This window comes from Nonomuraea sp. NPDC049378, assembly GCF_055586745.1.
On sequence record NZ_JBVJHP010000007.1, the window covers coordinates 209,786 to 229,913 of the forward strand.

The 20,128-nt window shown below is 73.8% G+C and carries 18 protein-coding genes; 7 read left to right on the forward strand and 11 right to left on the reverse strand.

Features of this window, described 5'->3' with window-relative positions; all coding sequences use genetic code 11:
- Positions 1 to 40: 40 nt before the first annotated feature.
- The gene (locus ACZ6SA_RS17285; RefSeq protein WP_465828867.1) at positions 41 to 1,189 is read left to right on the forward strand and encodes a serine hydrolase domain-containing protein; all 1,149 of its coding nucleotides are present in this window, start codon (positions 41 to 43) and stop codon (positions 1,187 to 1,189) included.
- On the opposite strand, the gene ACZ6SA_RS17290 is transcribed toward ACZ6SA_RS17285, so the two are convergent.
- The 5 genes from ACZ6SA_RS17290 to ACZ6SA_RS17310 all read right to left on the reverse strand — a co-directional run bounded on the left by ACZ6SA_RS17290 (position 1,143) and on the right by ACZ6SA_RS17310 (position 4,477).
- Entirely contained in the window at positions 1,143 to 1,406 is a 264-nt protein-coding gene (locus ACZ6SA_RS17290; RefSeq protein WP_465828869.1) for a hypothetical protein, read from the reverse strand. The two genes, ACZ6SA_RS17285 and ACZ6SA_RS17290, sit on opposite strands and share 47 nt — an antisense overlap.
- A gap of 233 nt (positions 1,407 to 1,639) precedes the next feature.
- On the reverse strand, positions 1,640 to 2,968 hold the full coding sequence (locus ACZ6SA_RS17295; protein WP_347644463.1) for a lanthionine synthetase LanC family protein: 1,329 nt from the start codon (positions 2,966 to 2,968) through the stop codon (positions 1,640 to 1,642).
- Positions 2,969 to 3,076: 108 nt separating this feature from the next.
- Positions 3,077 to 3,280, reverse strand: coding sequence for a hypothetical protein (locus ACZ6SA_RS17300; RefSeq protein WP_347644464.1), 204 nt, complete (start codon positions 3,278 to 3,280; stop codon positions 3,077 to 3,079).
- A gap of 134 nt (positions 3,281 to 3,414) precedes the next feature.
- Positions 3,415 to 3,570 carry a hypothetical protein gene (locus tag ACZ6SA_RS17305; RefSeq protein WP_465828871.1) on the reverse strand — a complete coding sequence of 52 codons (156 nt, stop codon included), beginning with the start codon at positions 3,568 to 3,570 and terminating at the stop codon, positions 3,415 to 3,417.
- Positions 3,571 to 3,655: 85 nt separating this feature from the next.
- Positions 3,656 to 4,477, reverse strand: a complete 822-nt coding sequence (locus ACZ6SA_RS17310) for a nucleotidyltransferase domain-containing protein (protein ID WP_465828873.1) — start codon at positions 4,475 to 4,477, stop codon at positions 3,656 to 3,658.
- Between the two features lie 66 nt (positions 4,478 to 4,543).
- Here ACZ6SA_RS17310 and ACZ6SA_RS17315 point away from each other — a divergent pair, with 66 nt between their 5' ends.
- The 3 genes from ACZ6SA_RS17315 to ACZ6SA_RS17325 are packed head-to-tail and all read left to right on the forward strand — an operon-like array spanning position 4,544 to position 6,396.
- Positions 4,544 to 5,146: an ArsR/SmtB family transcription factor gene (locus ACZ6SA_RS17315; RefSeq protein ID WP_465828874.1), complete on the forward strand. Its 603-nt coding sequence runs from the start codon at positions 4,544 to 4,546 to the stop codon at positions 5,144 to 5,146.
- Between the two features lies 1 nt (position 5,147).
- Positions 5,148 to 5,882, forward strand: coding sequence for an SRPBCC family protein (locus tag ACZ6SA_RS17320; protein ID WP_465828876.1), 735 nt, complete (start codon positions 5,148 to 5,150; stop codon positions 5,880 to 5,882).
- A gap of 31 nt (positions 5,883 to 5,913) precedes the next feature.
- On the forward strand, positions 5,914 to 6,396 hold the full coding sequence (locus ACZ6SA_RS17325) for a metallophosphoesterase family protein (RefSeq protein ID WP_465828878.1): 483 nt from the start codon (positions 5,914 to 5,916) through the stop codon (positions 6,394 to 6,396).
- Here ACZ6SA_RS17325 and ACZ6SA_RS17330 read toward each other — a convergent pair.
- Positions 6,389 to 7,408 carry an ABC transporter substrate-binding protein gene (locus tag ACZ6SA_RS17330; RefSeq protein WP_465828879.1) on the reverse strand — a complete coding sequence of 340 codons (1,020 nt, stop codon included), beginning with the start codon at positions 7,406 to 7,408 and terminating at the stop codon, positions 6,389 to 6,391. The genes ACZ6SA_RS17325 and ACZ6SA_RS17330 overlap by 8 nt on opposite strands.
- A gap of 270 nt (positions 7,409 to 7,678) precedes the next feature.
- On the opposite strand from ACZ6SA_RS17330, the gene ACZ6SA_RS17335 reads away from it, so the two are divergent.
- The gene (locus ACZ6SA_RS17335; RefSeq protein WP_465828881.1) at positions 7,679 to 8,977 is read left to right on the forward strand and encodes an FAD-binding oxidoreductase; all 1,299 of its coding nucleotides are present in this window, start codon (positions 7,679 to 7,681) and stop codon (positions 8,975 to 8,977) included.
- An 82-nt stretch (positions 8,978 to 9,059) separates the two neighbouring features.
- Here ACZ6SA_RS17335 and ACZ6SA_RS17340 read toward each other — a convergent pair whose 3' ends face one another.
- Entirely contained in the window at positions 9,060 to 11,255 is a 2,196-nt protein-coding gene (locus ACZ6SA_RS17340; RefSeq protein WP_465828882.1) for a tetratricopeptide repeat protein, read from the reverse strand.
- 87 nt (positions 11,256 to 11,342) lie between these two features.
- On the opposite strand from ACZ6SA_RS17340, the gene ACZ6SA_RS17345 reads away from it, so the two are divergent.
- Entirely contained in the window at positions 11,343 to 12,539 is a 1,197-nt protein-coding gene (locus ACZ6SA_RS17345) for a hypothetical protein (RefSeq protein ID WP_465828883.1), read from the forward strand.
- A gap of 81 nt (positions 12,540 to 12,620) precedes the next feature.
- On the opposite strand, the gene ACZ6SA_RS17350 is transcribed toward ACZ6SA_RS17345, so the two are convergent.
- Complete coding sequence (locus tag ACZ6SA_RS17350) at positions 12,621 to 12,881, reverse strand: WGxxGxxG family protein (RefSeq protein ID WP_132636554.1); 261 nt, start codon at positions 12,879 to 12,881, stop codon at positions 12,621 to 12,623.
- A 510-nt stretch (positions 12,882 to 13,391) separates the two neighbouring features.
- On the opposite strand from ACZ6SA_RS17350, the gene fusA reads away from it, so the two are divergent.
- Entirely contained in the window at positions 13,392 to 15,407 is a 2,016-nt protein-coding gene (fusA, locus tag ACZ6SA_RS17355) for an elongation factor G (RefSeq protein ID WP_465828885.1), read from the forward strand.
- 172 nt (positions 15,408 to 15,579) lie between these two features.
- On the opposite strand, the gene ACZ6SA_RS17360 is transcribed toward fusA, so the two are convergent.
- From ACZ6SA_RS17360 to ACZ6SA_RS17370, 3 genes are all read right to left on the reverse strand, one after another.
- The gene (locus ACZ6SA_RS17360) at positions 15,580 to 17,610 is read right to left on the reverse strand and encodes a M14 family zinc carboxypeptidase (RefSeq protein WP_465828886.1); all 2,031 of its coding nucleotides are present in this window, start codon (positions 17,608 to 17,610) and stop codon (positions 15,580 to 15,582) included.
- An 83-nt stretch (positions 17,611 to 17,693) separates the two neighbouring features.
- A complete protein-coding gene (locus ACZ6SA_RS17365) occupies positions 17,694 to 18,494 on the reverse strand; it encodes an IclR family transcriptional regulator domain-containing protein (protein ID WP_443153370.1) in 801 nt (266 codons plus the stop codon).
- Between the two features lie 84 nt (positions 18,495 to 18,578).
- The gene (locus ACZ6SA_RS17370) at positions 18,579 to 20,012 is read right to left on the reverse strand and encodes an amidohydrolase family protein (RefSeq protein ID WP_465828887.1); all 1,434 of its coding nucleotides are present in this window, start codon (positions 20,010 to 20,012) and stop codon (positions 18,579 to 18,581) included.
- Between the last annotated feature and the right edge of the window lie 116 nt (positions 20,013 to 20,128).

Consider the following 20,128-nt stretch of genomic DNA (forward strand, 5'->3'; position numbering starts at 1 on the left):
TGGAGATCGTTCACCGCCGTCCCATCGAAGGAACCTCTACATGTCCCTCCTGACCGGCCGCCGCGTGGCGGCCACCGTCCTCATCGCCGCGGGACTGCTGTCCCCCCTGCCGGCGAGCGCGCAGGCGCAGGAGCATGCCGGCGTGCGCCAGGCGCTCGACGCGATGGTGGCCGCCGGCGCTCCCGGCGTCCTGGCCAGGATCGACGACGATCGCGGCACCTGGATCGCCACCAGCGGCGTCGCCGACCTGGAGACCCGCGCGCCGGTGCCGCGCGAGGCGCGGTTCCGGATCGCCAGCCTGACCAAGAGCATGGTGGCCGCGGTGGTCCTGCAGCTGGTGCGGGAGGGCAGGGTGAGCCTGGAGGAGAAGATCGCCACCCGGCTGCCCGGCCTGGTCGAGGGAGGCGACCGGATCACCGTACGGCACCTGCTCAACCACACGGGCGGCCTGGCCGACTACGCGCAGGCGCCCGGGTTCGCCGACCCCGCCCGCTTGCACAAGACCTACACCCCGCGGCAGCTCGTCGCCGAGGCCGAGCGGCTGCCGCGACCGGAGCGGGGCCGCTTCTCCTACTCCAACACCGGCTACATCCTGCTCGGGCTGCTGGTGGAGAAGGTCACGGGCCACGACCTGGGCGCCGAGCTGAAGCGGCGGATCTTCCGCCCGGCGGGCATGACGCGCACGTACCTGCCGCTGACCCGGCCGGACATCCGCGGCCCGCACGCCACCGGCTACTACCTGCCCAGGGACGCCGACCCCGAGGTGCCGGGCTCGCTCAAGCCCATCACGCGGCTGAACCCGTCGTTCGCGTGGGCGGCGTACGGGGTGGTGTCGGACGCCCGCGATGTGAACCGCTTCTACCAGGCACTGTTCGGTGGCCGGCTGGTCACGCGCGACCTTCTCGCCCAGATGCGTACCGGGGTCGGCATACCGCAGGCGCCGGTGTTCCCGCGGTACGGGCTCGGGCTCGAGTCGGCGGGGCTCACCTGCGGCGAGACGTGGGGCGCGACCGGGGCCATCCCGGGCTACCAGACGTTCGCCTTCGCCGACGCGGCGGGCAGGCGCCGGATGACGCTCTCGGTCAACGTGCACCGCAGCGATCCGAAGGTCGCGCCGATGTTGCTGGCGGGCGTCGACGCGCTCAACCGCTACTTCTGCGGCGAGCCGTACAAGCCGCCGACGAAGTGACGCCGAGCCCGGCGATCGCGTAGGCGCCGGCCGCGACCACCACGTCCACCCAGCACAGCCCTCTCCCCCAGGCCAGCGGCACGGCGGCCGCCAGCGCCGCGAACGGCGCCAGCACGGCTCCCCAGAGTGCGGCCGCCGCGACCCGTCCGCGCCCCGGCGGGGGCGGGGCGGCGCCCGCCCGGTTCTGATCGGCGATGCCTGTTGCGGTTGGAGCCATCCCAGATCCGCCTCCCGTCGAACGGCTGAAAGCGCTTCGGGAGACCCACGCCTGCCCGATCGGAAACCGTCATACCGCCCATCGATCCGGATTTGGCATTGACCAGGGTGATTCTGGGCCGGACATCGGCGCGTGTTTGCCACCGGCCTGACCGGACGCCGCGAGCGGCTCATGAGCGCCGGTACGAGCCCGTACACGCGGCAGGGCGTGCCGAAGCTCAACCGGGCGGCCCGTCACGCCCCGCGCAGCGCCGCCGGCGGCACGGGTATGGCGGGGAACGGGTTGTCGGGCAGCAGGATCACCCGGCGTGCCCTGTTCGGCTGCCCGGCGGCGTCGAGGTGGAGCAGCGCCGCGCCGATGCCGGCCGCGCCCACCATGTATCCGGTGTCGGCCGTCACCTCCTCCGGCCGCAGCCGCCGGTAGGCCTGGTACCAGCGGTAGCCCCGCCCGTCGTGGTCGCTGGCCCGGCCGATCAGGTCGGCGGCGAGCGTCCTGGCGTACTCCAGGTGGGAGGGGTTGCCCGTCGCCGCCCATAAACCGGTGAACAACTCGATCAGGCCGGCCGCGCCGCAACACTGGCAGGCCACGTTCCAGTAGCCCTCGGTGCTGCGGCGCGGCACGCCGCTCTGCACGATGCCGCGCGCGAGCCGTTCCACCCAGTCGAGGTCGCCCGGGTCGCCCGCCACCCGGTGCAGCTCGTAGAACATCCGGGCCACGCCCGCCGAGCCGGAGCAGAAGCCCAGGTAGTGCAGCCCGCGCGCCTGCGGCACGTGGTGGGGGACGACCGCGCACGCACCGGTCACCACGCTGATCTCGCGGACGAAGCCGGCACCGCTGCGCGCCGCCGCCAGGAACCGGTCGTCGCCCGTCACGCCGTACAGGCGGGCCAGCAGGAACGCGGTGCCCGCCGTACCGGCCAGGAAGCCGGGTGTGACGGCATCGGACGGCAGGCCGGGACCGTCTCCGAAGAGGTGCCCCGGCACCGGCAACCGGGCGATGCGCAGGCCGGCCTCCACCGCCGCCTCCTCGCAGGCCGGCAGGCCGAAGCGGGCGGCCGCGGACAGGAGGCCGAGCACGACTCCGCCGTCGCCGCGCTGGGCAGGGTCGCGCGACCAGGCGACGCCGTCGCCCGAGGACCTTCCGAGGTGGACGACGTGCTCGGCGATCGCCCTGGCCTCCGCCTCGAAGCGGTCCTCGCCGAGCGCCCAGCCGGCCTCCATGAGCGCCACCATCGTGCCGGTGAGCCCGTGGTAGAGCGAGACGTCGTCGCGCTCGCGCCAGGTGGCGGCGAGCCACCGTGCGCCGGCCCTGGCGTCGTCGAGGTAGGCCTCGTGGCCCGTGGCGGCGGCCAGTTCGAGGAAGAACAGCACGATGCCGGCGCCGCCCGAGTAGAGCGACCAGGGCTCGGGGGTGACCGCCGACCCGCCGCGCAGGTCGGGATTGGCCAGCCAGCGCCTGCCGTGCTCGTCGTCGGCGGCGGCGGACCTGATCCACCGCCCCGCGCGGATGGCGGCGGTCACCGGGGAGTCGGCGCGCGCGCTCGACGGGCGGGTCCTGTCCATGCTCACCACCCCATCTTCCCACACATTTGGTAGGAAAATAAGTATTTACCGCCGCGTCACCGACACGCCCGTGCGCCGCACCGCGGGCGAGTCAGGAGGACGCCACCGTCACGCGTGCGGGCCCGCCGTGACCGTGCCGACGGTCAGGCTCGGCCGGCCCTCCATCACCGCACCCACCCGTTCCACCTGCTCGTCCAGCTCGCGCAGGTGCGCCCGCGACAGGTCGCCCAGCGGCTCCACCGTGACATCGATTCTCCGCCCCGAACGCCGCTGGGGCCAGACCCCGCCCACGACGCCGTCCACGAGCAACACGGGCAAAGTTCCCCGCCTGCCCGCCGTTCAGCGCCCGGCCGGCCGCCGCGCCCGTGATCGGGGTCGGTCATCGCGCGCGTGACGTACGCGACCTCGCGCGCCATCACGGCCAGCCGCACCCCGACGAGCCGTTCCTACGGGTCGCGCCGGGCCCGCAGCTCGTCCAGCACGACCCGCAGCTCGGGCCGTCCGTCCCGGGCGAGCGCGGCCGGACGGCGGCACCGCTGCCCGTGGGACAACGGTTCCACCTCGGCGATCAGGGCGCTGGGCGTGAGGGCATGAGACCGCATTAACCGCCCCATTATGCTGCTACGGCGCGCCGATCGTGAGCCAGCGACCTTACCTGGCTCGATCGGCGGAGGGCCATGGCGTGGGTCACGCGCCGCAGGCGGCCCGTACGTCCGCGACCAGCCGCGCCGCCGCGTCGATGGTGCGCCCGATCTCCTCCGGCGTGTGCCCCACCGAGGCGAGCAAGGCCTGGGCCCGCTCTCCGAACCCGCCGGGCGCGGACGGCAGCCGGTCCGCCGAGGCGATCATGGCCTTCTCGTTGACGAGCCAGGCGCCGTCGTGGGCGTGCAGCGCGTGGCAGGCGACGCCGAGCGCCCGGAACAGGGCCGCCGCGGTGTACGCCGGGTCGCGGCCCGCCGCGCCGTACCGGGCGGCCGACAGGGCGAAGTCGCCCTCCCACAGCCCTCCGACCAGGGCGTCGCGCAGCGCCGGCGGGTAGGCGGCGGCGACCTCGTCGCGCAGGGCGGTGAGCTCGCCGCCCGCGTCGGCGAGGACCCGGCACAGGGCCACCTCGCCCGCGTACGCGTGGGAGTAGAAGCCCAGGGGGTGGCCGACCTGGAAGCCGATCTCGTAGCGGCCCGCGCGGCAGTCTCGCCAGACGCTGTGCACGCGGTCAAGGTCACGGTAGATCCAGTCGACCCGCCACCCGTCCATGGTGAGCCAGCCGCCGCCGTCCACCCACGGGCCCCAGCCGCCCGGCTCGGTCAGCTCGGCGGGCGCGCCGGTCAGCTCCGTGGCGAGCGCCCGCAGGTCGTCCACGGCGAGCGGGCCGCGGTAGTAGAGGCCGAGGTCGATGTCGGAGTCGGGACGGTGGGTGCCGCGCGCGCGGCTGCCGCCGAGGACGACGGCGACGACCCCGGGCACGCCGGCCAGCCGGGCGGCGATGGGGTGGAGATCCGGTTGTCGCACGGGCCGATCCTAGCGGGCCGCCCCGGACCGTTTGACAGATTTTTTTGTCGGTGACATCGTTCACGCATGGACGAAGTGGCGGTGATCGAAGACCCTGCGGCGGCCGAGGCGTCCCTCGACCCCATGCGCTCGAAACTGCTGGCCGAGCTGGTCAAGCCCGGCTCTGCCACGTCGCTGGCCGCCAGGGTGGGCCTGGCCAGGCAGAAGGTCAACTACCATCTGCGGACGCTGGAGAAACACGGCCTGGTGGAGCTCGTCGAGGAGCGGAGGAAGGGCAACGTCACCGAGCGCGTGATGCGGGCCACCGCCGCGTCGTTCGTCATCTCGCCGGCCGCGCTGGCCTCCGTGCAGCCCGACCCCGGCCGGTCACCGGACCGGCTATCGGCGCGGTGGCTGCTGGCGCTGGCGGCGCGGCTCGTACGCGATGTGGGCGCTCTGGTCAACGGGGCGGCCAGGGCGCGGAAGCGGCTGGCGACGTTCGCCATCGACGGCCAGGTGCGTTTCGCGTCGGCGGCCGACCGGGCGGCGTTCGCGGAGGAGCTGACGCAGTGCGTGACCTCGCTGGTCAGCAAATATCATGATGAGTCTGCTGAAGGCGGGCGTGATCACCGGCTGATCGTGGCCGTGCACCCTTCCGTGCCCCCTTCCGTGCACCCGATAGAGCGTTGACGTGGGGCACGCGTTCGAGCTCCCCCATGAGGCCCTGGTCGAGGCGACCCCGGAGGAGGTCTGGGAGGCCATCTCGACAGGGCCGGGCATCGATTCGTGGTTCATGGGCCGCAACGAGGTCGCCGGCGGGGTGGTCCGCACGGCCTTCGGCGGCTTCGCGATGCCGGAGTCCACGGTGACGGCCGCCGAGCCCGGCAGGCGCTTCGCCCACAGCAGCGCCACCGGCGAGGACGGGCGCTTCGTCGCCTACGAGTTCCTCATCGAGGGGCGCGACCGGGGCAGCGCGCTCGTTCGCCTGGTGACCAGCGGGTTCCTGCCCGGCGACGACTGGGAGGACGAGTTCGACGCCATGTCCAGGGGCATGGAGATGTACTTCGCGACGCTGGTCGAATATCTCGGCCACTTCGCGGGACGGGCGGGGACGCCCGTCACGGAGTTCGGGCCGCCCGTCGGCGACTGGCCGCGCGCCTGGGAGCTCCTGTACGCCGCCCTCGGCGGCCCTCCCTCCCCCGGCGACCGCGTGCGGTTCGGCCCCGGGCAGGTCGAAGGAGTGGTGTACTTCCGCAACTCCCAGACCCTCGGCATCCGAGCCGATCACGCGATCTACCGCTTCCTCCAGGGCTTCCACGGTCCCATGATCGCCGCACACCTGCTCTTCGAGGATGAGCGCGGGGATGAGCGCGAGGGCGGGCGCTGGCGGGCGTGGCTGGACGAGCTGTACGCGGACGGGACGTGACGACCACCGCGACCGGGGCAGGAAGGCGGGCATGAGAGTCGTCGCGCTGTCCGACACGCACGCCCCCAGGCGCTGGCGCTCCTGCCCGCCCCGCGTCGCCGAGCACGTGCGCGGCGCGGACCTGATCCTGCACGCGGGCGACGTCTGCGTCCCCTCGGTGATCGAGGAACTGGCCGCCTACGCCCCCGTGCACGTGGTCAAGGGCAACAACGACGGCCCCGACCTCGACGCGCCGGAGAGGCTGGAGCTGACCCTGGACGGGCTGCGGATCGCCATGATCCACGACAGCGGCCCGGCCAAGGGCCGCCTGGCCCGCATGCGGCGCCGTTTCCCGCGGGCGGGCCTGGTCGTGTTCGGCCACTCGCACATCCCGCTCGACGAGTCGGACGGCGGCCTGCGCATCTTCAACCCCGGCTCCCCCACCGACCGCCGCCGCCAGCCGCACGGCACGCTCGGCCTGCTCACCATCGAGCACGGGGCGCTCACCCGGGCCGAGATCGTGCCCGTCACGTGACGACGTCGTCGCGCGACTTGTCGAGGTTGGCCTTGAGCTCCTCCATGACCTTGGCGTACCCGAGGTAGCTGTAGCGTTCGGCCGCGTGCCACGGATAGAGCTGGCCGGCCTTGACCGCGGGCAGCTTGGCCCAGGTGGGCTTCGCGGCCATCTCGTCGATCTTCATCGACTGGGCGCGGGCGTCCACCAGGATCACGTCGGCGTCGTACTTGTCGGCGTTCTCCCAGCTCAGCACCTCCCAGAAGCCGCCCTCGCTCTTCGTGGGCCGGTCCGGTGAGACGATGTTCAGGCCCAGCTCGCCCCAGTACTTGATGTCGGGGTGGTCGGGCAGGTAGGCGACGTACAGGTTGTCCGGGGTGCCTGTGACGATCATCACCTTCAGGTCCGGCCTGTCGGCGGCGAGCTGCTTGAGGGCGTCACCGGCCGCGTCGAAACGTCTCCTGGCATCGGCCACGGGCGCGGCATCGGGGTCCGCGCCGAGCGCGGCGGCCAGCCGGCCGTACGTCTCGATGATCTCCACCAGGGGCTTGCCGCTGAGCTGCACGCCGACCGTGGGGGCGATCTGGTCGACCACCTTGACCGACTCCTCGGGGACGTACCAGAGGGTGTTCTTCTGGTACATGCCGGCCACCAGCAGATCGGGCTGGAGCGAGGCGTACTTCTCGACGTTGAACTCGCCCCACACGTTCCCGATCGACTCGACCTTGGAGATGTCGACCTCGCCCACCTCGGGGTCGCGGCCGCCGTCCTTCAGCCGGTGCGGGCCGAAGACCGCGACGGGCCGCACGCCGAAGTCCCACAGCGCCGCCGCCGCGCCCGACTGGGCGACGACGCGCTGGGGGCGCTCCGGGAGGGAGACCCGCTTGCCGCGGTCGTCGGTCCAGGTCCATGCCCCCTGGCCGGACGCCGGCGGCGCGGCGGCGGGCGGCGGGGCCGTGCCGCCGCAGGCGCCGGCGCCGAGCAGCGCGGCGGCGCCGATGGCGGCCAGGATGCGGCGCGGGACAGTGGCCATGGGTGCTCCTCTTCGCAGCGATCTACGCCCTGATGGACGCCATATTAGATGAGCCTTACCTAACCGATAATCGCGGGCCGCCGGAACGGGCGTAGCGGGAAGCACGCGCCGTACGACCGGTGGTGTAGCGGACGTGGCGACGGCCGTCCGATGCCCGCGGGGGACGCCCGCACGACCCTTGGCAGTAGGGCGACGGCAAGACGAACGGGAAGAAGCCGTGAGCGCCCTCCAGCACAGTGATCGCGGATCGCGGGAGAGAAGGGCCGGAAGATGAGCCAGCCGCACACCATCCAGGACGAGATCACGCTTCCCGGCTTCTCCGGGGCGGCGCACCTGCCGGGCGAGGCCGGTTACGACGCGGCGCGCCGCTCGCTGAACCCCGCGGTGGACCCCAGGCCGGCGCTCGTGGCCGAGGCGCGGAGCGCCGCCGACGTGCGGGCGGCGCTGCTGGCGGCGCGCGGGCACGGGCTGCCGTTCGCGGTGCAGGCGACGGGTCACGGCACGCACGTCCCGTGCGACGGCGGCATCCTGGTCAGGACGTCGCCGATGCGCTCGGTGCTGGTCGACCCGGCCCGCCGGATCGCGCGGGTCGGTCCCGGCGCCCGCTGGGGCGAGATGGTCGCCGCCGCCGCGCCGTTCGGGCTCGCGCCGCTGTCCGGGTCGTCGCCCTCCGTCGGCGTCACCGGCTACACGCTCGGCGGCGGGCTCGGCTGGCTGGCGCGCAGGCACGGGTTCGCGGCCGACAGCGTGGTGCGGGCCGAGGTCCTCCTGGCGGACGGCAGGCACGTGACGGCGAGCGCGGGCAGCCACCCCGGGCTGTTCTGGGCGCTGCGCGGGGGCGGCGGCGGGTTCGGCGTCGTCACCTCGCTGGAGTTCCGGCTCCACCCGGTCGAGCGGGTGTACGCCGGTTTCACCTACTTCCCGATCGAGGCGGCGGGCGAGACGCTCGGCGCGTACCGCGACTGGATGGACGGCGCTCCCGACGAGCTCAGCACGGCACTCGTGTTCAGGCACATGCCGGACGGCGAGGAGGTGCCCGCCCCGGTGCGCGGGCGGCACGTCGTGATGCTGAAGGTCGTGCACGCCGGGACGGCGGAGGAGGCACGGCGGCTGCTGGCGCCGCTGTACCGGGCGGCGGGCCCGGCGCTGCTGGACGACACCCGGACGACCACGTACGCGGCCACCGCGATGGGCGGCACCCCGAACCGGCACATGGACATGTTCGACACCGTCCCCGACCAGGTGATCGACACGCTGGTGCGGGCAGCGGAGCAGGCGCCGACGGTGGAGATCCGGCACTGGGGCGGGGCGATGAGCCGGCCCGGGCCGGACGCCGGGCCGGTGAGCCACCGCACGACGAGGCTCTCGGCCATCGTGGACACGCGGGTCCCCGGGCTGGCCGAGGCGCTGCGACCGTACGCGAACGGCGGGACGTTCCTGAACTTCCTGGCCGACCCGTCGCGGACGGCGGCCGCGTACACGACGGCGGACCGCCGGCGGCTGGGCGAGGTCAAGCGCGCGTACGACCCCGACGGCTTCTTCCGCGTCGGCCACGTCGTCCCCGCCTGACCACGCCGCGCTCCCCGCCACCGGCTGAGGCGCGGGCTGGACCCGCTCACGTGGGCGCGTACGGGGAAACGCCCGCCGACGGTCACCGTCGGTCGAGCAGCGCCGCTGTCTTCAGGCGCTCGGGTGCTCCGATGGCCGTGAACAGCTCGTGAGCGCGGCGCCAGTGGCGGCGGGCCTGCTCGGGGGCGTGCGCTTCCCGGGCGTGGCCGAGCGTGAGCAGGGCGCGGGCGTGCTCCAGCCGCTGGCCCGACCGGTGGGCGAGCCTCAGCGCCTGCTCGCACGCGCGTACCGACTGTGCCGCGTCGCCGTCCGCCAGGTGCACGGCGGCGAGCAGCCCGTACAGCCGGGGCAGGTTCAGCGGGTTGGCGTCCTGCGCCAGCTTCAGCGCGCGTTCGGCCTCGTCACGCGCGTCGGCGTGCCGGCCGCCGCGGTGGTGGGCCTCCGCCAGGCCCAGCAGCACCTGGTCCAGGTCCGTGCCCGTCCGCTCGGCCAGCCGCAGCGCGGCCTCGAGGCGGGCGAGCGCGGAGTCCATCCTGCCGAGCTCCAGCTCGGCCTCGGCCATGCCGCTCAGCGAGGCGATCTGGCAGCGCCTGTTCTCGACCTCCCTGGCGACGGCCAGCCCCTGGGCGAACGCGTCCACGGCCTGCTCGTGGCGGCCGGCGTCGCGGTGCACCCAGCCGTAGGTCTCGTACGTGACCGCCACGGCGTACCGCAGTCCCGCGGAGCGGGCCACGGACAGGGCCTCGTCCAGGCATGCGAGCGCCTCGCCGAACCGGGCCTGTTTCTGGCGGACAAGGGCGAGGTTGACGAGGGTGAGCGCCTGGAGCAGCCGGTCGCCCGTCCCCTCGGCCAGGGGAAGGTTGGCCACCAGGCATTCCTCGGCGCGGTCGAGCCGGGCGAGCATCAGGTAGGCGGAGGCGAGGTTGTTCTGCGCGCGCAGCTCGCCGCGTTCGTTGCCGAGCGCACGGTGGATGGCCATGGCCCGCCGGTAGCGCGGAAGGGCTCGCTGCGGCTTTCCCAGCTGTTTGCTCGCCACGCCGCCGCCCTGCAGCGCCGTGGCCTCGCCGTGCGCCCAGCCGGCCCTGCGTGCCAGCGCCAGCGCGCGCTCGTACTCCCGCATCGCGCCTTCGAGGTCGGCCATGAGCCACCGGACGAGCCCGAGGGAGTTGCGCATCGCGGCCTGCCCGATGGGGTCCTCCTCCCGCTCGGCGGCGTCCAGCGCGATGCCCGCCAGGCGCAGCCACTCCGCGTGCGTGCGCCGGTGTTGCAGCAGGCCCGTCATGGCCTCGACCAGGAACCAGGCGTAGGGGCGCGGACCGTGCTCGGCCGCGTGCGACACGGCGGCGGCGAGGTTGTCCCATTCGTCGTCGAACCAGCCGACGGCCTCCGCCGGGCCGCCGAACTCCGTCGGCGTGACACCGGCCCCGGCCGGGCCGCCGGGCAGCCGCGGGGCCTCGAAACCCGCCGCCGAGGTGGCGCGAACGACGGTGCCCAGGTAGTAGTCGAGGAGCCGGTGGGCCGCGGCGTGCCGCTCCCGCGGCGGATCTTCCGCCAGGCTGAGCCGGACCGCGTACTCGACCACCAGGTCGTGGGCGGCGAAGCGGCGCGGGCCTGTCTCCTTGAGCAGGTGGACGCGCACCGCCGCGCCCAGGAGGTCCTCCGCGTGCTCCCGGCCCGTGCCGGCCAGGGCGGCGGCCGCGTCGGCGGAGATGGCGGCGCCCCGGGCCACGCCGAGGAGCCGGAACATGCGCCGCGCGGGAGCCGGCAGCGCCTGGTGCGACAGGTCGAGGGCCGCCTGCACGGCGACGCTCTCGTCGCCGTCGACGCGCAGGCGCGCCAGCCGTCCCCGGTCCGCCAGCTCGCGAACGTAGTGGCCGATCATCCGGTGCTCCTGGTCGCCGATCCAGGACATGGCGATGGAGAGCGCGAGCGGCAGCCGGCCGCAGAGCGCCACGAGCTCCGCCGCGGCCTCCCGCTCGCGGCGCAGGCGGTCCTCGCCGATGCCGTGCGCGATCAGCCGCAGGGCCTCCCGCTGGTCCAGCACGTCGAGCGTGAGGCGTTCGACGCCGTCCAGCGCGACGAGGCCGCCGAGGCGGTTCCTGCTGGTGATGACGGCACGGCAGCCGGGGTCGCCGGGCAGCAGCGCACGGACGTGCTCGGGTGCGGCGACGTCGTCAAGGACCACCAGGACGCGCCGGCCCGCCAGGAGCGAGCGGTACAGGGAGTGAAGATCGAGATCAAGCGGGTCGAGAACACCCGTCTGACGCAGCTCATCCACCCGGACTCCTGATTCCGGGCGCAGGGCCGCATCCCGGCCACACCGGGGTGCGGCCCTGCCCATGCCGTACCTGATCCTGGAGAGAGAATGACCACGTCCGTGGATGCGGGGCTGCGCGAGCGAGCCGCGCGGCTGACGGTCTCCTTCGACGGAGAGGCCTGGATTCTCGGCCGCCCCGAGCTGGGCGTCTTCGTCGCGGTGCCCGAGCCTGGCGCCGTGTTCGTGACCACGCTGCAGGAGACGGGCTCGCTGGCCGAGGCCACCGCGCGGGCCGGCGAGGTCGCGGGCGAGCCGGTGGACGGCACGGACTTCGTCGAAGGGCTCACCGCCGCCGGGCTGCTCGACCCGCCCGCTGAGACGGCGCCGGTCCGCGGGCACATCAGGTGGATCGAAGGGGTCAGCCCTCAGGCCGCGGCCCGGCTGTTCGGCCGCGCCGCCTGGTCGTTCTACGTGGCGGCCGCGCTGTTCGCGGCCGGCGTGCTGGTGTTCCGGCCCGGTCTCCGGCCCTCGTGGGAGGACGCCGTGTTCCTGCCCAGCCCGGGGCTGTCGGCGTTCACGTGGCTGCTGATGGGTGTGGCGTTCGGCGCCGTGCACGAAGCCTGGCACTGGCTCGCTGGGCGCGCGGTCGGCGTGCCGGCGATCTTCCGCGTCAGCTACCGCGGTGTGTACGTCGTCTTCGAGACCGACCTCACCCAGATCGTCACGGTTGCGCGCAACCGCCGCTACGGCGTCTATCTGGCGGGGATGGCCGTCGACACCGTGGTCCTCGCCGTGACGCTCGCGCTGCGGCTCCTCGGCCCGCCCGCCGGCGTGGACGGCTTCCTCGCCGCCGTGGCGCTCTTCCTGATCTTCGGCATCGTCTGGCAGTGGGCCGCCCTGCCGCTGCGCAGCGACTCGTACGCGCTGCTCGCGAACGCGTTGCGCTGCCACAACCTCTACCGGACGACGTGGCTCACCGCGAAGGGCCGGCTGTTCCGCCTCACCGAGGCCGAGAGCGCGGAGCTGGCCGGGGCCGGGGAGCGGGACCGGCAGATCGCCCGCTGGTTCGTGGTGCCGTACGTCGCCGGGATCGCCGTCATGGCCTGGATGCTCGTCACGGTGGTGCTACCGCTCATGATCTCGCTGGGCGGCTGGGGACTGGCCCAGTTCGCCGGCGGCGCGGTCGGCTCGGCGGGCTTCTGGGAGGCGCTGGCCGTGGCGGTCTACATCGCCGCGCAGCTCGGCCTGCCGCCGCTGCTCGCCCTCCGCGAGCGGCGCCTGCGCCGTGCGGGCGCCCTGCTCTGAAGGAGCCGCGTCGGCACGGCCGCGGTGCGGCGGCCGTGCCGCTGCGATCTCATCCCGGCTGCGTCGCCGGGCGGGGACGGCCTATGGGCGCATCCCGCGGTCGGAGACGTGTTCCGAGGTGCCGACGTGGCGCTGCTTACGCATGCCGGCCAGGCCCAGCAGGCCCAGCAGGCCGAGCAGGCCCCACAGGCCGGCGTTACCGCCTCCGTCCGTCTGTTGCTGTGGCGCGGGTGTGACCTGGCTCTGCGCGACGGGCTCGACCGGTGTGTCGGCCGTCGCTGCGGCGGCCGGGACTAGCGTCAAGAAGAACGCCAGGCCCAGCCCGGTGAGCGTCTTACGCATTGGGTTTTCCCCCGATCCGGCGGTCTCACAACCGCGGAGACCGCCTATCACGCCTTCCCCCCGGAAGGCTACCGATAGCGGGGCGATCTCCATTTGCCCTGCTAGGTGGCCTCTACCATCGTCACGCCCGCCTCAAACGCCTTCTCCCGTCAGGTGCGGCCGCGGCGGAAGTTCTGGCGGACGTGCCGGAAAAATCGGTTCCCTCCGTCATCCCCGTGTGACTACACTCCCCACCGAACGCCGTACCGCATCGATGAGGGAGAGGAGCCGGCCGTGCGCCACAGCACCGCTGCCATCGTCCCTCCCTCGCGGCACGAGGTGATCCTGGTGTCTTCGTCGCCCCGATGCCGGCTGCGCGGCCGCCATCGGACGCCCTGACGAAGCGACCTTCCCGACCCCCCGCGGGCCTGATCCCGCGCCGGGGTCCTCGCACGGCCTCGAGTTCCGGCCGTCCTTCGTCCGGGGAATCGCGCTGTCCTGTTCGACGACACCCGGAAAGGGTCATCGGCTGTGCGCGCCCATCTCTCCACCTCCCTGACGACCGTCCGCAATCTCGGCATCCTCGCCCACGTCGACGCCGGCAAGACCACCGTCACCGAACGGATGCTCTTCCTCGCCGGCGCGACGTACAAGCGGGGTGAGGTGCACGACGGCACGACCGTCACCGACTTCGACTCACAGGAGCGCGACCGCGGCATCACGATCTTCGCCGCCGCGGTGAGCTGCGCCTGGGACGGGCACCGGATCAACCTCATCGACACCCCCGGCCACGTCGACTTCTCCGACGAGGTCGAGCGCTCGCTGCGGGTGCTCGACGGCGCGATCGCGGTGTTCGACGGCGTCGCGGGCGTCGAACCGCAGAGCGAGTCCGTGTGGCGGCTGGCCGACCGGTACGGCGTGCCGCGGATCGCGTTCGTCAACAAGCTCGACCGGGCCGGCGCCGACCTGGACGCCGCGGTCGAGTCGATCCGCCGCCGGCTGCATCCCGCGCCGCTGGTCGTGCAGCTGCCGATCGGGCGCGAGGACGGCTTCGCCGGCGTGGTCGACCTGGTGCGGATGCGGTCGCTGGTGTGGACCGGCGGCGCCTGCGAGGAGGGTGAGGTGCCGCGGGAACTGCGCGAGGAGGCGCTGCGGCGGCGCCGCGTGCTGGAGGAGGCGGTGGCCGAGCTGAACGCGGACGCGCTGGAGGAGTTCTGCGCGGGCCCGTCGATCTCCGCGGGCACGCTGGCCGCGGCGCTGCGCGACCTGACCCGCACCGGTGCGGGCGTGGTGGTGCTGTGCGGCTCGGCGTACCGGGACCGCGGGGTCGAGCCGCTGCTCGACGCGGTGGTGGCGTACCTGCCCTCGCCGCCGGAGGTGCCGGCGGTGCGCGGCGAGGACGGCGCGGAACGCCCGGCGGACCCGGCCGCGCCGCTGGCCGCGCTGGCCTTCAAGGTGAACTCGACCGCCACCGGGCGGCTGACCTACGTACGGGTGTACTCGGGCACGATGCGGAAGGGGGACACGGTGCTGGACGCCGGCGCGGGCCGTACCGAGCGGATCAGCCGCATCCTGCGCGTGCAGGCCGACCGCCACACCGAGGTGGACCGGGCGGTGGCCGGGGACATCGTCGCCGTCGTCGGGCCGAAGGCGGCCAGGCCCGGGACGACGCTGTGCGCGCCGGGCTCGCCCCTCGTGCTGGAGCCTCCGGGGGCGGCCGACCCCGTGGTGTCGGTGGCGGTCGAGGCGCGCAGGAGCACCGACGCCGACCGGCTGGCCGCGGCGCTGGCGCGCCTGGCCGAGGAGGACCCGTCGCTGGCGGTCCGCACCGACGCCGAGACCGGGCAGACGCTGCTGTCGGGGATGGGCGAGCTGCACCTGGAGGTGGCGGTGGAGAAGATCCGCCGCGACCACGGGCTGGCCGTCGGCGTCGGCCGGCCTCAGGTGGCGTTCAGGGAGACCCTCGTCCGCGGCGTGTCGGGCCTGCTGTACCGGCACGTCAAGCAGGACGGCGGCGCCGGCCAGTACGCCCACGTCATGATCGACGTGGAGCCGCTGGCCGAGGGCGACTTCGCCTTCTCCTCGACCGTCACCGGCGGGCGGGTGCCGCGCGAGTACGTGCGCGCGGTCGAGGCCGGCTGCCGCGACGCCCTGGCCGGCGGGCCGCTGGCCGGGCACCCGGTGACGGGCGTGCGGGTGACGCTGACCGACGGCGCCACCCACACGAAGGACTCCTCGGAGCTCGCCTTCCGCACGGCCGGCCGGCTGGCGCTGCGCGAGGCGTTGCGGGCGGGCACGATGGCGCTGCTTGAGCCGGTGGCCGAGGTGACGGTCACGGTGCCGGACGACGCGGCCGGCGGGGTGCTGGGCGACCTCGCGGCCCGGCGCGGCCGGATCTCCGGCTCCGCGACGCGGTCGGGCACGGTCGTGATCACCGCGATCGTGCCGCTGGCCGAGGTGTTCGGCTACGCGACCCGGCTGCGCAGCCGTACCCAGGGCCGCGGCACCTTCACCACCCGCCCGGCCGGCTACGCCCCGGCACCGTAGAGACCGGCGCCGTAGAGACCGGCGCCGTAGAGACCGGCGCCGTAGAGACCGGCGCCGTAGAGACCGGCGCCACGCAAAAACCGGCGCGCGTACGGCCCCGTCGCGGGGGCGGGGCCGTACGCGTTTCCCGGCGGCGCACCCGCGGGCCACGGGCCGGGGGCCCGTTGGGGGCTCAGCGTTCCCGGTGGTCGGCGGCCACGCCGATCAGGGCGATGAGGCCGGAGGCGAACTCCATCGCCTCGGCGTGCCCCTCGCTGAACGGCGGCTGGAAGCCCACGCCCTCCCACCTGCGTGTCGCGGGGTTCCACAGGTCGGCTCCGACCTCGAAGTCCCAGCCGTAGACGCCGTGGTCGTACCAGAGCTCGTCGGCGGAGTTGCCGGCCGCCGAGTACAGCACGTCCGTCACGGGGCCCGTCTGCTGCGGCCAGGTGACCGTGCCGCGCTCGGCGGCGATGGCCTCCTCGATCGTGCGGGCCGAGCGCAGGAAGTACGCCAGGTCCTGCTCCGACGGCCTGGGCAGGGTGACGCGGCCGTCGAGCTTGTAGGCGCCGGGAGGCCACATGAAGTAGCCGCCGTAGCTGTGCACGTTCAGGGCGAACCGGATGTTGGGGTACGTCTGCGCCAGCCACATGACGTTGCGGCTCTCCGGCTCGGAGTGTTCGGCCGGGCCCGCGTACGTGCCGCTCTGGCAGTTGGCCGAGGCGCCGAAGTAGCCGTCGTGCAGCGATCCGACGGCGTAGTTGCGGTTGACGTCCACGCCCCAGGTGTTGCGCGCCGCCGGGTCGGACTGCGCGGCGGGGCAGTGGTTGGTCATGTTCTTACGCTGGGCGTTGAAGTCGTAGAAGCTGTAGTTGGCGCCGTCGGGGTTGACGGTCGGCACGATGAAGATGTCGGTGCGCTCCAGCAGCCGGCGGGTCGCCCTGTCACGGGCGTGGTTGCGCAGCAGCCGCTCGGCCGCCTCGATGGTGACCAGCGGCGTCACCCACTCCCTCGCGTGCTCCTGGGCGTAGGCGAGCACGCCGGTGCGCGAGCCGTCGCGGTGCGTGCCGATGCGCAGGGCCAGCACGCGCGCGGGCTCGCGGGAGACGCCGGCGGGGGCCTGGAGGAAATCGCTGAGCTGGGCGGGCGGCGCGGGCGCCATGACGCCGCCCCCGGCGTCGTCGCGGTAGGTCGTGGCGGTGACGCCGGCGCCTTCCGTGGCGTTGATCGCGGCGGCGACCTGGGCGGCGGTGCTGACCGGCGTGCCCGAGCCGTCGGTCGCCAGGCTGACGGTGATGAGCTTGCCGTCCACGTTCACCCGCAACGGCCGGTCGGGCGCGCCGGGGCCGGCCAGCTCGACCGCCAGGTCGTTGCCGCCTTCGGAGCCGTAGGCGGCGGAGGTGATCACGACGGCCGCGGCGGGCGGGGTGCCGATCAGGGCCTGGGCGTGCCGCCGGTAGCCGTTGGTCCGGTACGGCAGCGTGATGATCTCGGTGAGCCCGGGGTAGCGCCGGTGCAGGCTCTTGACGCGCTCGTCGAGCTGCGCCGGCGTCATGTACCGGCTGACGAAGTCGCGCTGGTATCCGCGGCCCTCGCGGTCCGGCCGCTCGCCGTCCGGCCATTCCTTGACCCGCGCCTCCGCCGTGCCGCCCGCGGCCGAGGTGACGGTGACCCACCGCGGCCTGCCGTCCGCGGGAACGGGCGTGCTGAGCTGGTGGCCGAGGTACGCGCCCGCGTCGACGTACGCGACCATGGGCGCCTGCCCGTCGGATCCGCGCGCGCCCTTCCACGTCACGGTGAGCGCGGCCGCCTGCCCGGCGTTGCTGGACGCCTCGACGGACAGGAAGTAGCCGTCGCGCGACCTGAACCAGACGGCCCGCTCGATGACGATCTGGTCCTTGGGCGCGGTGGCCCTCGGCCGCGCCTGGGCCGGCGCGCCGGGTGCGAGGGTCGCGCCCAGCGACTTCAGGCCGTCGAGCTGGCCGGGTGTGACGACGGCGTCGACCTGGATGCTGCCGTCAGGTTGCGGGCGGACCCGTTCCGTGAGGTCGGCGCCGGAGGCGACCAGGCGGTCGAACGCGGCCTGGCCGGGAACGGAGAGGGTGACCAGCGAGGCCGGCTCGGGATCGGCCGGCCCGGCGATGACCGGAGCGGCCGGCTCCGCGGCTGCGAACGTGGTGAGCACCATTATCAGAACGACTGCGGACGCCCGTAAACCGCGCATCGGCCCCTCCAGGATCGCCGTATGGGGCTCATTGAAGGACGACTTGCCCCGCCCGGCAAGACCCAGGCCGCGCGCGACCCGGCTCAGGAGGCCGTGACGTGCGGCACCTCCTGGTAGAGGGCCCAGTCGGCGCTGATCGCGCCGGCCGTCTTCAGCAGCAGCGGCAGGTGCTCCTCGGTCAGCTGGTGGAGGGAGGTCTCGGCGGCGTGGGCGTTGACGTTGACGGCCGCGACGACGTTGCCGAGCCCGTCCCTGAGCGGCGCGGCGACCGACCGGATCCCGAGGGCGAGCTGCTCGTCCGTCATCGCCCACCCCTTGGCCCGCACCTCGCGCAGCACCGCCTCGCGCTCGCCGGCGTCCGGCCGCCAGCGCGGCTCGATGCCGGAGCGGCTCGGCTCGGCCAGGACCCGCTCCACCTCGGCGGGGGAGAGCGCGGCCAGCAGCACCTTGCCCAGGGACGTCTGCAGCGCCGGGAAGCGGGTGCCGATCTGCACCGACAGGGCGACGATCTTCGGCACGGCGACCCTGGCGACGTAGACGATGTCGGAGCCGTCGAGCTGGGCGATCGAGGAGGACTCGTGCGTCTGCCTGACCAGCCGCTCCAGGTGCGGCCTGGCCACCTCCCAGAGCCCTGTGGAGCGGATGTAGGTGACGCCCAGCTCGAGCACGCGCGGCGTGAGGGCGAATCCGCCCGCCTCCTGCCGGGCGTAGCCGAGCTCCTGGAGGGTGAGCAGGATGCGGCGGGCCGTCGGCCTGGCCAGGCCGGCGGCGGTCGCCACCTCTGTCAGGGACATGACCGGGCGCCCGGGCTGGAAGGCCCTGATGACATCGAGGCCGCGGGCCAGCGCCTCGATGAAGTCAGGTCCCGTGTCACCGCGTGCCATCGATGCCCTCTCGTTCGGATCCGCCTGCTCCGACTTTAGACGGTCGGCACGGGCGGCACGGTCGGCCGTCCGCACAGCGGCCGGTCACAGGCGGTGCGTGGAGTCGCTGCGGTAGTCGGTGTACGTGTACGGGTTGTCGAGGATCTTCGTCGCGGGGATGTCCGGGTTCATGCCCTTCTCCCACGCCTCGTCGCCCATCTCGGAGCGGAGGTGCTCGACCGTCCGCTCGACCTGGCGGCGGGCCGCGGCCAGGTCGACACCGACGAGGCGGTGCTCGTGCTTGACCACGCGGCCGTCGACCAGGACGGTGTGCACGTCGCCGCGCTGCGCCTGGAACGCCACGTGGCCGAACGGGTTGAGCAGCGGGAACGACACGGGCGACGCGTCGTTCTTGATGAGCACCAGGTCGGCCTTCTTGCCGGGCTCGACGGCGCCGAGGTCGTCGCGGCCGAGCGCGCGGGCGCCGCCCCGGGTGGCCCAGGTGACGACCTCGTCGGCGCGCAGGCCGCAGTGCGTGACGGTCTCGCCCCTGGCGTGCGCCTCCAGGTGCTCGCGGGAGCGGTCCGCGCCGAGGGTGGTGCGCATGGCGGAGAACAGGTCGCCGCTCCACCAGACGCTCGTGTCCATGGACAGCGACACCGGGATGCCGTGGGCGCGGACGGCCCACGTGGGCGGGTAGCCCTGCCCGGCGCTCTGCTCGCTCTCGGTGGAGACCGAGATGGAGCCGCCGGTGGCCGCGATGCGGTGGTAGGAGTCGGCCGACAGCGAGGCGGCGTGCACGTACACGGTCTCGGGGGTCATGAAGCCGTGCTCGTGCATGAGCTTGATGCCGTCGTCGCTGGTGGCGCCCCACACGCCGGCGTGCGTGGTGACGGGCAGGCCGAGCTCGCGGGCGACCTCGAAGGCGGGCTTCTCCGGGAACGACGGGTCGCCGAGCACGTCGAAGGCGAGCTGGAATCCGAGCAGGTCGTCGCCGGTGACGCGCCGGGCGACGAAGTCGCGGAACTCGGGCGTGGCCGTCCATTCGGCGGGCGGCGCCTGGATGTTGCCGTACGCGAGCACGTACCGGCCCGGCACGGACCGCAGCGCGTCGGCGGCGGCGTCGGCGTGGTCGACGGTCTGCAGGCCGTGCGACCAGTCGACGACGGTGGTGACGCCGGCGTCCAGGGCCTCGATCGCGGCCAGCGTGTTGCCCGCGTGCACGTCCTCGGGCCTGAAGAGCTTGCCGTGTTCCAGGTAGAACCAGACGAAGTACTGGGTGAGCGTCCAGTCGGCGCCGTAGCCGCGCATCGCGGTCTGCCACATGTGGCGGTGGGTGTCGATCATGCCGGGCATGACGATGCCGTCGGAGGCGTCGATCTCGATGGCGTCCTGCGGGGCCTGCAGGTCCTGGCCGACGGCGGCGATCCTGTCCCCGGTGACGAGGACGTCCGTGCGGGGCAGCACCCGGCGCCCGTCCATGGGCAGCACCGTGCCGCCGCGCAGCACCACGGGGCGCCCGGGGTCGAAGTCGTTCATGGCACGCTCCTCGTTGGCGAACAGCTGTCCGCTATACGGTCACCGCTACTGTGATGAGCGCGCGTCCGGCTGTCAAGACGCTTGACGCCCTGGCCTTCAGATGCTGGGATCGACTG